Raw genomic sequence first — 12,282 nt, 5'->3', positions numbered from 1 at the left:
AACAAAGCCGCTTGATATAAGCGGCTTTTTAATTATATTTATGCAATCGAAAATTTCATAAAGACAATCTAGGTCTTTGTATAATATCTGCTCATATGAAAAGTTCGCGTCGTTCTTTCCTAAAAATATCGGGAGCATTAGCAGCCTTGGCTGCATTACCTTCTTCCGTAAAAGCTTTTTATAAGGATGTTAAGAACTTTATCATCCCTCCCAAACATACAACGCCAATAAGCATTACGGTTAATAAAAAAACATATAAAGTAACCGCAGATACTCGAACAACGCTGTTGGACCTCTTAAGAGAGCAGCTACATCTTACAGGAGCTAAAAAAGGCTGTGACCATGGACAATGCGGAGCCTGTACAGTTCATATCAAAGGCAAACATGTTTTAAGTTGTCTCACACTGGCTGCACAAGCAGCTGGCAAGGAGGTTACCACCATCGAAGGCTTGGCCGAAGGCGATAAGCTGCATCCCATGCAAAAAGCATTTATCGAATGCGATGGCTTTCAGTGTGGCTATTGTACCCCGGGGCAGATTATGTCGGCTGTAGCCTGCGTAAACGAAGGCCATACCAAGTCCGTGGCCGCCATCAAAGAGTTCATGAGTGGTAATCTATGTCGTTGCGGAGCCTATAACGGTATTGTTGAATCAATTCAAAAAGTAGCCGCATTATGAGACCTTTCAGCTTTAACAAATCAGCCAATATTACCCAGGCGTTAACGATAAAGAAAGACAATACGCAATTTATTGCAGGTGGCACCAATTTGGTGGACCTAATGAAGAAGCACATCGCACAGCCTGAGAATTTGATAGATATCACCGATGTGCTTTCCGATAAAATAGAAAACACTGATAATGGCATACGCATCGGCGCTATGGTGCGCAACAGTGCTTTAACCACAGATAACAAAATTCTTTCTGACTATCCACTCATCGCTAAAGCCGTGTTTGCCGGTGCATCCGCACAAATTCGCAACATGGCCAGCACCGGAGGTAATTTGTTGCAACGCACGCGTTGCCCTTATTTCTACGACGTAAGTACTCCCTGCAACAAACGAACGCCGGGCTCAGGCTGCAGTGCGCTCCAAGGTGATAATCGCATGAGCGCTATCATTGGTTACAGCGAGCATTGTGTGGCGGTACATCCTTCTGATTTATGTGTAGCGTTGGCGGCTTTAGAAGCACGCGTAAATATTATCGACAAAAAACAAAAAGCATCCGTAATTCCGTTTAAAGATTTTCACCGTTTGCCGGGCAGCGAACCGCATCTGGATCACAACTTACCGTCACATGCCTTGATTACTTCTATAGACATAAGTCGCAATCCATTTAACAAACATTGTGCATACTTAAAGCTGCGCGATCGCGACTCTTATGCATTTGCATTGGTATCCGTAGCAGCAGCCTTGCATATTGAAAGTAACAAAATCATGGAAGCCCGCTTAGCATCGGGAGGTGTAGCGCATAAACCTTGGAGATGGTTAGCTTCCGAAGCTTATTTAAAAGGCAAAGAACCAAGTATTGAGCACTTTGCAAAAGCGGCTGCCATTGCAGCCGACGAGGTAAAACCGCTAGCTGGCAATGCATTCAAAGTGCCGTTGCTGAAAGGCGCCATTGAAACGGCTTTGCAAAATTGTTTACGTAATTAATTTTTTATGAAGCCAGCTTCGTGCACGCATGTAGCATCGTTGCGTCGCACACTTCAGCTGCAACAATACTTATCGGCAAAAATAAAAATTGAACTATGGCATTCTTTGATGAACCATTCGATATAGTCCCTAGCGAAGGAAGAGTAGAAGGCATTGCCAAAGTAACCGGCAAAGCCAAATACGCTGCAGAATACAATATAGAGGGACTGTGTTATGCCGTATTGGTAGATAGCACCATTGCATCAGGAACTATAAAAAGCATCCATACAGAAAAAGCTAAACAAGTAGCAGGAGTCTTAGACATCATTACACATCAACATAAACCTTTTGTACCAGGTTTTGCCGACGAAGTCAAAATTAAAGAAACACGTTTCGGCTTACCCGTGTTTCACACTGATAAAATTTATTTCAAGGGGCAGCCCATTGCCATGGTCATTGCCGAAACCCTCGAAGACGCTACATATGCAGCCTCTCTCATTACAGCCGAATATGAGTCGGCTCCTTTTAAAGTAGATTTCGAAAAAGAACATCTCCATCACCCTCTGGTCGCAGCCGGAAGAGAACGGGGGTCTATGGATGCATGGAATAATACACCTCTTGTGATAGAGGCGGAGTACAACATAAAAGCAGAAGTGCATAACCCCATGGAAATGCATGCGACCATTGCACATTGGATATCGGACAATCAACTTAAACTCTACGATAAAAACCAGGGTGTAAACAACGTGCAGCGCACTTTTGCACGAGTCTTTAATATTCCTGAAAAAAACATTGAAGTAGTGAGTGAGTATGTTGGAGGAGGTTTTGGTTCCGGACTACGTGTGTGGCCTCATGCCATTGCGACGGCCATGGCTGCAAAGCAAGTCCAGCGTCCTGTAAAGCTAATGCTGACTCGTCCGCAAATGTTTTACTCGGTAGGATATCGACCGGCTTCATGGCAAAAAGTGAAAATGGGTGCCGACGAAAAAGGCAACATCATCGGCGTATGGCATGCCGCTAAGCATAGTACTTCGGTGTATGAAACCTTCACAGAAGGCATTACACGTGTAACCAGATTGATCTATAAATTCCCTAATCTGAAAACAGAATCTGCCGTTGTACCCTTAAACCTTTCCACACCTACATGGATGAGAGGTCCAGGTGATTGCACAGGAGCCTTTGCTATTGAAAGTGCTATAGATGAACTGAGTTATAAATTAAACATGGACCCTGTGGCGCTTCGTTTGCAAAATCTGTCTTTAGACAAAAATCCCGATAATGGCCTGCCGTGGTCTACTAATTATCTTAATGAATGTATCGAAAAAGGAGCAGCACTCATCAATTGGTCACAACGAAAAGCTCAGCCCCGAGCCCTCAAAGAAGGCGATTGGTTTATTGGTTATGGTATGGCTTTGGGCATGTGGAATGCCGGACGTAATAATGCCAGCGCAGGTATAGAAATGCAGCAAGACGGCAGCATTACGGTTCAAACAGCTATGACAGACATTGGTACCGGTACCGCTACAGGCATGTATAACATTGCTCATGAAAGCACCGGTATTCCTCGCAATAAAATAAAAGTAGAACTAGGACACTCCTCACTACCGCCAGCACCCAGTCAGGGCGGTAGCACAGGTTTATCTTCGATAAGTGGAGCTGTAGTGGCGGTATGTAATGCCTTGAAGCTAAAGTTAGCTGAATACGCAGCGGCCATCAATGAAAAGTATAAAACCGCAACCGAAAAAGATATATTACTCGGCGACACCGGCATTTCTTACCAAACACCCAATAACGAATTTGTTTCCTATCAGCAGTTATGGGCTCAACATAATCTTAAAACTATTTATGTGGAAGCTAGCTCCGGTCCTGGGGAAGAAAGAAGACAGTACGCCTTCTGCTCGGGCGCAGCTCACTTCTGTAAAGTAAAAGTACATCCTTCCACAGGAAAAGTGAAAATAGAAAGAATGGTTTGTGTGGCCGATGGAGGTAAGATTGTGAATGAAAAAGCAGCCGCCAATCAGATATCAGGAGCCGCAGTGGGCGGAATAGGAATGGCTTTGATGGAAGAACAAATCGCAGATGCCAACCTAGGAGGTTTGATAGGCCACGATTTTGCCGGATATCATTTTCCGGTAAATGCCGATGCACCTATTATTGAAGTAGCTTTCATTGGAAAACCGGATGCAAACATTAATCCTACAGGTGCAAAAGGATTGGGAGAAGTAGGTATCATAGGTGTTGCTGCAGCCATTGCCAATGCTATTTACAACGCTTCCGGCAAACGATTGAGAGATTTGCCCATTACGCCAGATAAGATTGTTACAGCTTCTTAATGCCTGTACTACTAACAAATTATCTCAGCGTTTTATTTTTTCAAAATGTTAAACGGATATATATAGTTTCCTGTAGCTTGCTATAAACAACATTGAATGAATTATAAGAATTCATATCTTTTCTTTTATGTCGTTCAGCAACTAAAAGTATATTCATCAAAGAAATGAGACGTACCCACTAAACTTCACTACTTTTGATGCCCAAATTATTAGGATATGGCGGTCAGAATATTTATAACAGGAGGAACTTTTGATAAGGAATATAACATGCTCTCCGGGCAGCTATACTTTAAAGATACTCATTTACCAGAGCTGTTGGAAAAAGGTCGTAATACTGTTCCTGTTGAAATACGCACCCTGATGATGATTGACAGTTTGGAGATGACCGATGAAGATCGTGAGCTGATTGCTTATCAATGCGAGCAATGTGAAGAAACACAAATCATCATTACACATGGCACCGATACTATGGATAAAACAGCCAAAGTGTTGGCTGAAAAAGTCAAAAACAAAACGATTGTAATTACCGGCGCCATGATTCCTATTAAGTTTGGAAGCTCCGATGGATTATTCAATCTAGGAAGTGCATTAGCATTTGTACAAACACTCCCTCACGGTGTTTATGTAGCTATGAACGGCCGATACTTTAACTGGGACAATGTTCGCAAAAACAAACAAACCGGCGTTTTTGAAGAACTAAGAAAGGCCTGAGTGCAATAAATTGCTAGTATGCCTTACATATCTTTTCTTATGGCAAGCAATTCTTTGCTTTCTTTTCTGCATCTTTGCAGGCCTAATTTTTTCTTATGAAAAGCTCTAGTAATGCCGCTATAGGATTTATTTTTGTCACCCTTACAATTGATGTTATTGGCTGGGGATTGATTATTCCTGTTATGCCACAGTTATTGGTAGAACTCAAACATATCCCTCTTAACGAAACAAGCCGCTGGGGTGGATATCTCGTATCTGTGTTTGCTGCAATGCAGTTTTTATTTGCACCGTTGATGGGCAATCTCAGCGACCGCTTCGGAAGAAGGCCTATTATTTTGCTATCACTACTGGGATTTTGTATAGACTACATTATTCTGGCACTTGCCCATAACTATGCATTACTTTTTGTAGGTCGTGTACTGGCGGGCATTACAGGAGCTAGCTTTACTGCAGCAAGTGCTTATATCGCTGATATCAGCACTAATGAAAACCGTGCAAAAAACTTCGGTCTTATTGGTGCAGCTTTTGGACTGGGATTTGTACTGGGTCCGGCATTGGGTGGATTGCTCGCCGGATGGGGCATAAGAGCTCCGTTTTATGCAGCCGCAATTCTTTGTTTTGTAAACTTTCTGTACGGTTTCTTTGTGTTACCCGAATCTCTGAAACCTGAAAACCGTAGTCCCTTTGATTGGAAAAAGGCCAATCCGATAGGTTCTCTCAAGTTTTTAAGAAAGTATAAAACCATTAGCGGTCTATTTGTGGCTTTCGGCTTCATGTTTCTAGCTTCTCATGCCGTACAAAGTAACTGGAGCTATTTTACTATGTACGCATTTAATTGGACCGAAAAACAGGTGGGCATTTCACTTGCCTTGGTGGGTGTATTAGCCGGTGTAGTACAAGGAGGTTTGATCCGGTACGTCAATCCCAGACTGGGTGATGAAAAAAGTGTGTATACAGGCATGCTTCTTTATGTATTAGGCCTCATTCTTTTTGCACTTGCTACGAAGAGCTGGATGATGTATGCATTTTTAATTCCTTACTGTTTAGGAGGAATAGCCGGACCAGCCCTACAATCTATCATTACCAAGCATGTGCCGGCTAACGAACAAGGCCTACTGCAAGGAAGCCTAACCAGCATCATGAGTCTTACCTCTATATTCGGTCCGTTAATTATGACCGGATTATTTAACTATACAACTCAGGAAGATTCTCTTATTCATTTTGCCGGTTCTCCATTCTTACTGGGAGCTGTTTTCATGCTGATTTGCGTAACAATATGTCGATCCGTATTGCAAAAAGAACATCGCGAAAATCCAGAGTTGGCCAAACATTTCGAGGAGCCCTCAGAGACACCTGTTATACACTAAGGGCTTCTTTAAGTGCCTGTATGGTTTTCTTTTCGCTACCAATAAAAATACGGTCATCCAGAATTACAACAGGACGCTTCAAAAAAGTATCGTATTGAAGAATATAGTTTTTGTAATCTTCTTCGGTAAGCTTTTTATCTTTTAAGCCTAGCTCTTTATATTTCAAAGAACGGCGGCTGAAAAGTTTTTCATAAGAGCCTGCCAGCTTTTGCATATGCTCGAGTTGTGCAGGGCTTATTTTTTGTGTACGGATATCCTGTAACTCAAAGCCTGTTGCTTCATTGATATTAGCATCTTTCATTATTGCTGCGCAAGTACTGCAGGTAGACAGATAATAAATCTTCTTCATGCCCCAAAGATAATTGTTGCCCATGGTGTACAAAAAACAAGGCTGCTTCAGTTACGAAACAGCCGACAAAGGATAATAGAACAGTTTAATGGTAATATTTTATTTCTGTATAATTATTTTCAACAAATCCATAAACATTCAAAACAATACGCTCAGTTCGGTAAGAGGATGCATTGCTATTGCATCTTCTCAACTTTTGAGTTTTTATTTAAGTTTTCTTAAAGAAGGGAGGTAACGAAATACCTCCCCGGTTTATGGATTGTTTGGACAGATTATTTTCATTTCGGTGCGACGGTTCAGCTGATGCTCCTCTTCACTACATGGCACACCATCTTTGCATTTATTAAGCAATTTGCGCTCTCCATATCCCACCGGAATCAGTCGATCGCGGGAAATTCCCTGTGCAACCAAATATTCTACGGCTGCATTAGCGCGATTTTGTGATAAGGTCATGTTATAACTGTCTGAAGCTCTCGAATCGGTATGGGAGGCTAGTTCCACTTTTACCTCAGGATTGTCCTTCATGAATTGCGCCAGTTTATTCAGTTCCGGTTTGGCATCTTCACGGATAAAGTATTTATCCAAATCGTAATGAATATTCTTTAGTGTAATTGCTTTTCCGCAATCGGTTTTTTCCATGCACACTTCGAGTTTTACAAAGAGTGTCTTATTTCTGTCGAAATGGTTGGTTGTTATGGTTTCTGTCTGAGAAAAGTAGTTGTTCTTTTTTGCATACACATCGTAAGTAGCGTTCTGCAATGCATGAAAAACAAATCCTCCTTTATCATCTGTATTCGTATTTTTTTGTTCTGCAACAGCTTTATTAATCAGTACTACCGAAGCGCTAGTTAACGGATGAGCTGCATTACATTCAACAACTATACCCCTCAGTATAAATCGGTCATCAGCGTATACAATTTCCTTATGAACATTGCCGTTGGTTTTAAACTCTGATTCTAGAGTTACGGCTCCTTCCAAATCCACCTCATACAATTTTCCGCTTATAGCATATTTTCCGGGTTTGATATTATTAAATATCACCACGCCATAGCTATTGGTGGTACCCGTACCCATAATTTCCCCATGTATATTCTTTACTATTACATCCGTATTGGGTAATACCTCTTTGGTGTACTTATCCCTCGCGGTTACTGTAAGTGTATACACATCGCAGTTATGACATTCAGGCTGAGGAACGGGTTTGGGCTGCGAACGACGTTTTGGAATTCTGACACTGATACCTGCAAATGCCCCCAACGAACTTATGTCACAATTACAAGGATTGTTTCGAACAAGAGGGTCGGGTTGCTTAGGGTCCGCTTTAACCGGCACATAGGCGGCAGTAAGCCCATAGTTAGGATCAGTAAGCTCATTTACCTTAAAATGATTCAGGTAATAGGCACCAGCATGCAGGCCTATCGCTGGAGAAAAATAATAGTTGAACTGCAGTTGCGCTTTAGCCGAAAACACCGACCGGTCATCATATCCGGCATGAAAGTTTAATAATTGGGTAGGTGGAGCAGAAGCCACTTCGGTATAACCGCCTTTTACTGTTCCAAGTCCAGCGCGCAAGAATAACTCTGCCGCAAAGTTGCGCGTAGGTTGATATTTAAATGAGGGACCCACCCCATAAAACATTCGGGTGATTTTGTCCTGGGTTAAAACCGATGCCGTACCGGCAGGATACGTGCTTTCTGGTCGATTTTGGATGTAATCGAAATCTCCACCCAACCCAATCCATCTCCAATAATAATTGATGGAGGCGCCGGCTGCCATTCCACCTTTATAAACTATGTAGGGTGTGTTATTATTGTTGTAAAAGGGTTTTATATCATACCCTCCGCGAAAAGAAGCAAACCAACCGGAGGTCTCTTTATCTGAAATCTGCCCCTTTGTTTGTAATAACGAGGCAAATAGTATTATAGGTATAAGTACAATCTTTTTCATAACAATCTGTTTTAAATCTGTTTCATTCTTTACTCTATTCATCATCCAGAGTCTTGTTTATAGGTATATCAGTACTAATAACCCTTTGTTACCCCCCTTTTGCTAAAACTTTTTATTAAGAAGGAATCTTTGTAACCTCATCCTCGTATACTTAATGCCTTGAAATGATGGCAATTAGAACCGCTTTGGGGAGTCAGTACGGATTTCCAACCTTTCCCCGAAAGATTTGTTATCTTTGTGTATTAATTTTTTGAATTATGATAAAGACAGGAAACCCAGTAATCAGTATCTATACGGAAATGACACCCAACCCGGAAACAATGAAGTTTGTCGCCAACAAACTTTTGTATCCCGGAAAAAGCATTGATTTCCCAGATGCGGAAAGTGCAAAACCTTCTCCGCTGGCCACTGAATTATTCGGTTTTCCTTTTATCAAGGCTGTATTTATTGCCAGCAATTTTGTTACTCTTACAAAAACTCCCGATGCGGAGTGGATGGATGTTACTCCCTCTATTCGTCAATTCTTAAAAGACTATCTCGAAGAAGGAAAGCCCGTTATTAACGAAGATGAAATTGTAGAAGTGAAGAAAGAGGGTAGCAATGAGGTTTTAGCCGACGACGATGATGTGGTAAAACGTATTAAAGAACTGCTGGAAAACTATGTAAAACCTGCTGTAGAAATGGATGGCGGTGCTATTCAGTTCAAAAGCTATAAAGATGGCGTGGTAAATTTGATGATGCAGGGTAGCTGTAGCGGTTGTCCTTCTTCTATGATCACGCTAAAAGCCGGTATCGAAGGAATGATGAAGCGTATGATTCCTGAAGTGAAGGAAGTAGTGGCAGAAGCTGAATAATATATTTCTATATAAAAATATTTTGAAGTCGTGCACATTGTTGTACGGCTTTTTTGTTTGTTATATTTGAGAAAAATTAAGCCTTTTGCCTGTCCAGGAAATCTTCAACCAATTTATTGACGGACTCAGAGCAACTACTTTACCTGAGTATATTGCAGTAATTGCAGGCATTACCAGCGTTTGGTATAGTAAAAAAGAAAATATATGGGTATATCCTACCGGTCTGCTCAACACCAGTATTTACATCTGGCTCAGTTTCAAATACCACCTGCTCGGTGAAGCATCGGTAAACTTTTATTACACCATCATGAATATATATGGATGGTACTTGTGGACAAGAAAAGATGCCGCTCAAAAGCCAGTACTCGCTATAAAGTTTTCTACTCGCAAAGAGTGGATTAAAGAACTGCTCTTCTTTGCGTTCTTCTATTGCGGTATTTACGGGGCGTTGGTATTTCTGAAAAAAGAGTTTGCGCCCGGAGCCATTCCTTGGGCAGATGCCTTAGCTTCGGCAAGCGCATTTACAGGAATGTGGTTAATGGCTAAAAAGAAGGTAGAAAGCTGGTATTGGTGGATTATTACCAATATCTGCGGAATGCCTTTGTATTTCGTAAAGGGATTAGTATTTACCAGTGTTTATTATTTTATATTACTGCTTATCGCCCTCGGTGGATTGCAGGAGTGGAAAAGAAAAGCAGCACAAAACAACGCAGAATGATTAAGAAGATTGTTATAGTAGGCCCCGAAAGTACCGGAAAAAGTACACTTTGTGAGCAGCTAGCAAAACACTTCAATACCCTATGGTGCCCCGAATATGCTAGGGAATATCTGCTCAAGAACGGTACTAATTACAGCTTCGACGATCTTGCCGATATTGCCCGCGGGCAACTTGCACTGGAAGAACAGCATATCGCACAAGCCGAACGAATAGCAAAAGATCGCCTTTCATCTACCCATCCTGTTCCTCTCTTTATAGATACAGATATGTATGTGATGAAGGTGTGGTGTGAGTTTGTGTTTGGTAAATGCCACAAATTTATTCTTGATGAAATTGTAGCAAGAAAATACGACTTGTATCTGCTATGTAATACCGACCTGCCGTGGGTAAAAGATGAATTAAGAGAATATCCCGATCTGAAAACACGAGAAACACTCTTTTACATCTATAAAGATTTGCTCATAAACCAACAGACGCCGTGGGTAGAAATAAAAGGTAGTCATGAACAACGTATTCAGATGGCTATTGAGGCTGTAAGCCGATTACTGGCTACCGTTACTTAAACGTGTTGTCTGATAACCTTTTCCAGTTCCTCTAGCGAACGTACTCCTGACTGACGCCATACCGAACGACCATTTTTAAACAGAATTAATGTGGGCACGCCCTGTATCTGATATTGCTGAGCAGCTTGCGGACTTTTATCCACATCTACCTTAATAATCGTGGCAACATCCCCAATGCGGTCTTTGAGCTCTTTTAGCATGGGCGCCATCATTTTGCAAGGACCACACCATTCTGCAAAAAAGTCTACCAATACGGGCTTATCTTGATTGATAATTTCCTGAAACGTCATTAGAATTATTTCTTATTGAATAAATCAAGCAAAAAACGGACCACGAGAAAACCCATAACTATTGTTTATTACTAATGATGGCCTGAATATCTCTGTCGGGTCTCAGAAAATTCATCTGTTGCAATATCTTTTTGCTGCGCGAGGATACATATGAGCTCATGGGCTTTATCTGATATTTTTTTGGACTAGGCAATATGGCTGCAATAGCCGCAGCTTCTCGTGCTGTAAGGTCACGAGCCGGTTTATTAAAATATCGCTGGGCCGCCTCCTCGATCCCGAATATTCCTCTACCCATTTCGGCTACATTCAGATATATTTCCAGAATGCGTTGTTTTCCCCAGATGCGTTCAATCATAAACGTAAAATAAGTTTCCAAGCCTTTCCTGATCCAGCTTCTACCTTGCCATAGGAAAACATTTTTAGCTGTTTGCTGGCTGATAGTACTACCGCCTCGCACACGCCCCGGTTTCTTTTTGTTATACTCAATAGCTTTTTGAATACTTCGCCAGTCAAATCCGCTATGATCGGGAAAAAGTTGATCTTCCGATGCAATAACAGCTAGCTTGGCTTCTTCAGAAATATCTTTCAGCGGCACATACTCTTTTGTAAGGCCTTCTCCATTCATCCAGCTTACAATTTGCGTAATGGTAATAGGAGGGTTGATCCATTTTAAGGCAACAATATATGCAAGTTGTAAAATGAAAAGAACGATGAATAGTCTTTTAAAAAACCTCCATATCCATTTTATACTTTTCATCGAACGTAATTTAAATTAAATCTGATTCTTGCTATAGCAACTTTTATGTTTTGGTATCCCTTATCTCAGATAGACGTTTAAAACAGCTATTAGGTTGTAGTTTTATAAAAAAGCAGCCCTATAATTAAAGCAATGGAAAAACCAATGAGTATGATTCCATTTATCCGATTAATAAGTTGAATGTTATGTGGTGTAAGACGATTGCGAATTTTTCCTGCCAACATTACTTTAGTAATATCGGCCGCTAATACCAGCAGCAGACAGGTTGTAAAAATGGTAATTCTTTCCTGAATAGTATGACTGATAAAAGAGGTAGAAGCTGTGAGCCAGAAGAGGAATACGGAAGGGTTCAAAGTGTTCATCAGGTAGCCGGAGAGAAACATTTTGGCGTAATCGCGTTTTCGGAAGTGAATTTGCTCGGCCTTGCCCTCTTCGTTTATTTTCACCTTTTTGAAAAAAAGAAAATATATACCGATTCCCATCAAAAAAGAACTTCCGATGATGCCTATGATCTGTTTGTGTTCCACCATCACTTCAAAAAGTGCGGAGAACGCATTGCTTATAAAGGCCAGAGAAATATCGCTCATTGAAACGCCGGCAACAAAAGCAAGCCCTCCTTTGTGCCCAACATTGATGCTATGCTTGATGATGGAAAACAATACGGGGCCTACCGCAATACTTAACAGTAATCCCAGGGTTAATCCTTTTAGTAAGGCTTCAATCATACTCCCGGCAAGATTAGTAAAGTTTTTTTATCCCATGA

At 41.3% G+C, this 12,282-nt stretch carries 13 protein-coding genes; 8 read left to right on the top strand and 5 right to left on the bottom strand.

Annotated features, from left to right (window positions below):
- Positions 1-95 precede the first annotated feature (95 nt).
- From PIECOFPK_RS02885 to PIECOFPK_RS02865, 5 genes are all read left to right on the top strand, one after another.
- Positions 96-677, top strand: coding sequence for a (2Fe-2S)-binding protein (locus tag PIECOFPK_RS02885; protein ID WP_409966475.1), 582 nt, complete (start codon positions 96-98; stop codon positions 675-677).
- Positions 674-1,651, top strand: a complete 978-nt coding sequence (locus PIECOFPK_RS02880; RefSeq protein WP_330974852.1) for an FAD binding domain-containing protein — start codon at positions 674-676, stop codon at positions 1,649-1,651. The genes PIECOFPK_RS02885 and PIECOFPK_RS02880 overlap by 4 nt, the downstream gene beginning before the upstream one ends.
- A 95-nt stretch (positions 1,652-1,746) precedes the next feature.
- Positions 1,747-3,963: a xanthine dehydrogenase family protein molybdopterin-binding subunit gene (locus PIECOFPK_RS02875; RefSeq protein WP_409966474.1), complete on the top strand. Its 2,217-nt coding sequence runs from the start codon at positions 1,747-1,749 to the stop codon at positions 3,961-3,963.
- 216 nt (positions 3,964-4,179) lie between these two features.
- On the top strand, positions 4,180-4,674 hold the full coding sequence (locus tag PIECOFPK_RS02870; protein WP_330974850.1) for an asparaginase domain-containing protein: 495 nt from the start codon (positions 4,180-4,182) through the stop codon (positions 4,672-4,674).
- A 95-nt stretch (positions 4,675-4,769) separates the two neighbouring features.
- Positions 4,770-6,041 (top strand): TCR/Tet family MFS transporter, encoded by a 1,272-nt coding sequence (locus PIECOFPK_RS02865; RefSeq protein WP_409966473.1) that lies wholly within the window; start codon positions 4,770-4,772, stop codon positions 6,039-6,041.
- On the opposite strand, the gene PIECOFPK_RS02860 is transcribed toward PIECOFPK_RS02865, so the two are convergent.
- Complete coding sequence (locus PIECOFPK_RS02860) at positions 6,031-6,390, bottom strand: arsenate reductase family protein (RefSeq protein WP_330974848.1); 360 nt, start codon at positions 6,388-6,390, stop codon at positions 6,031-6,033. The two genes, PIECOFPK_RS02865 and PIECOFPK_RS02860, sit on opposite strands and share 11 nt — an antisense overlap.
- Before the next feature lie 252 nt (positions 6,391-6,642).
- Complete coding sequence (locus tag PIECOFPK_RS02855) at positions 6,643-8,337, bottom strand: OmpA family protein (RefSeq protein ID WP_330974847.1); 1,695 nt, start codon at positions 8,335-8,337, stop codon at positions 6,643-6,645.
- 257 nt (positions 8,338-8,594) lie between these two features.
- Between PIECOFPK_RS02855 and PIECOFPK_RS02850 the strand changes: the two genes are divergently transcribed.
- The 3 genes from PIECOFPK_RS02850 (at position 8,595) to PIECOFPK_RS02840 (ending at position 10,472) form a co-directional block, all read left to right on the top strand.
- Positions 8,595-9,191, top strand: a complete 597-nt coding sequence (locus tag PIECOFPK_RS02850) for a NifU family protein (protein WP_330974846.1) — start codon at positions 8,595-8,597, stop codon at positions 9,189-9,191.
- An 85-nt stretch (positions 9,192-9,276) separates the two neighbouring features.
- Positions 9,277-9,909, top strand: coding sequence for a nicotinamide riboside transporter PnuC (gene pnuC, locus PIECOFPK_RS02845; RefSeq protein WP_330974845.1), 633 nt, complete (start codon positions 9,277-9,279; stop codon positions 9,907-9,909).
- Positions 9,906-10,472 (top strand): AAA family ATPase, encoded by a 567-nt coding sequence (locus tag PIECOFPK_RS02840; protein WP_330974844.1) that lies wholly within the window; start codon positions 9,906-9,908, stop codon positions 10,470-10,472. The genes pnuC and PIECOFPK_RS02840 overlap by 4 nt, the downstream gene beginning before the upstream one ends.
- Here the strand turns inward: PIECOFPK_RS02840 and trxA are convergent.
- The 3 genes from trxA to PIECOFPK_RS02825 form a co-directional block, all read right to left on the bottom strand.
- Positions 10,469-10,762 (bottom strand): thioredoxin, encoded by a 294-nt coding sequence (trxA, locus tag PIECOFPK_RS02835; protein ID WP_330974843.1) that lies wholly within the window; start codon positions 10,760-10,762, stop codon positions 10,469-10,471. The two genes, PIECOFPK_RS02840 and trxA, sit on opposite strands and share 4 nt — an antisense overlap.
- A 58-nt stretch (positions 10,763-10,820) precedes the next feature.
- Positions 10,821-11,519 carry a monofunctional biosynthetic peptidoglycan transglycosylase gene (mtgA, locus tag PIECOFPK_RS02830; protein WP_330974842.1) on the bottom strand — a complete coding sequence of 233 codons (699 nt, stop codon included), beginning with the start codon at positions 11,517-11,519 and terminating at the stop codon, positions 10,821-10,823.
- Between the two features lie 89 nt (positions 11,520-11,608).
- Positions 11,609-12,244, bottom strand: a complete 636-nt coding sequence (locus tag PIECOFPK_RS02825) for a LysE family translocator (RefSeq protein ID WP_330974841.1) — start codon at positions 12,242-12,244, stop codon at positions 11,609-11,611.
- Positions 12,245-12,282 lie beyond the last annotated feature (38 nt).

This window comes from Chitinophagaceae bacterium C216 (assembly GCA_028485475.2).
GTDB lineage: Bacteria > Bacteroidota > Bacteroidia > Chitinophagales > Chitinophagaceae > Niabella > Niabella composti.
This window is presented reverse-complemented; position numbering and strand designations above follow the sequence as displayed.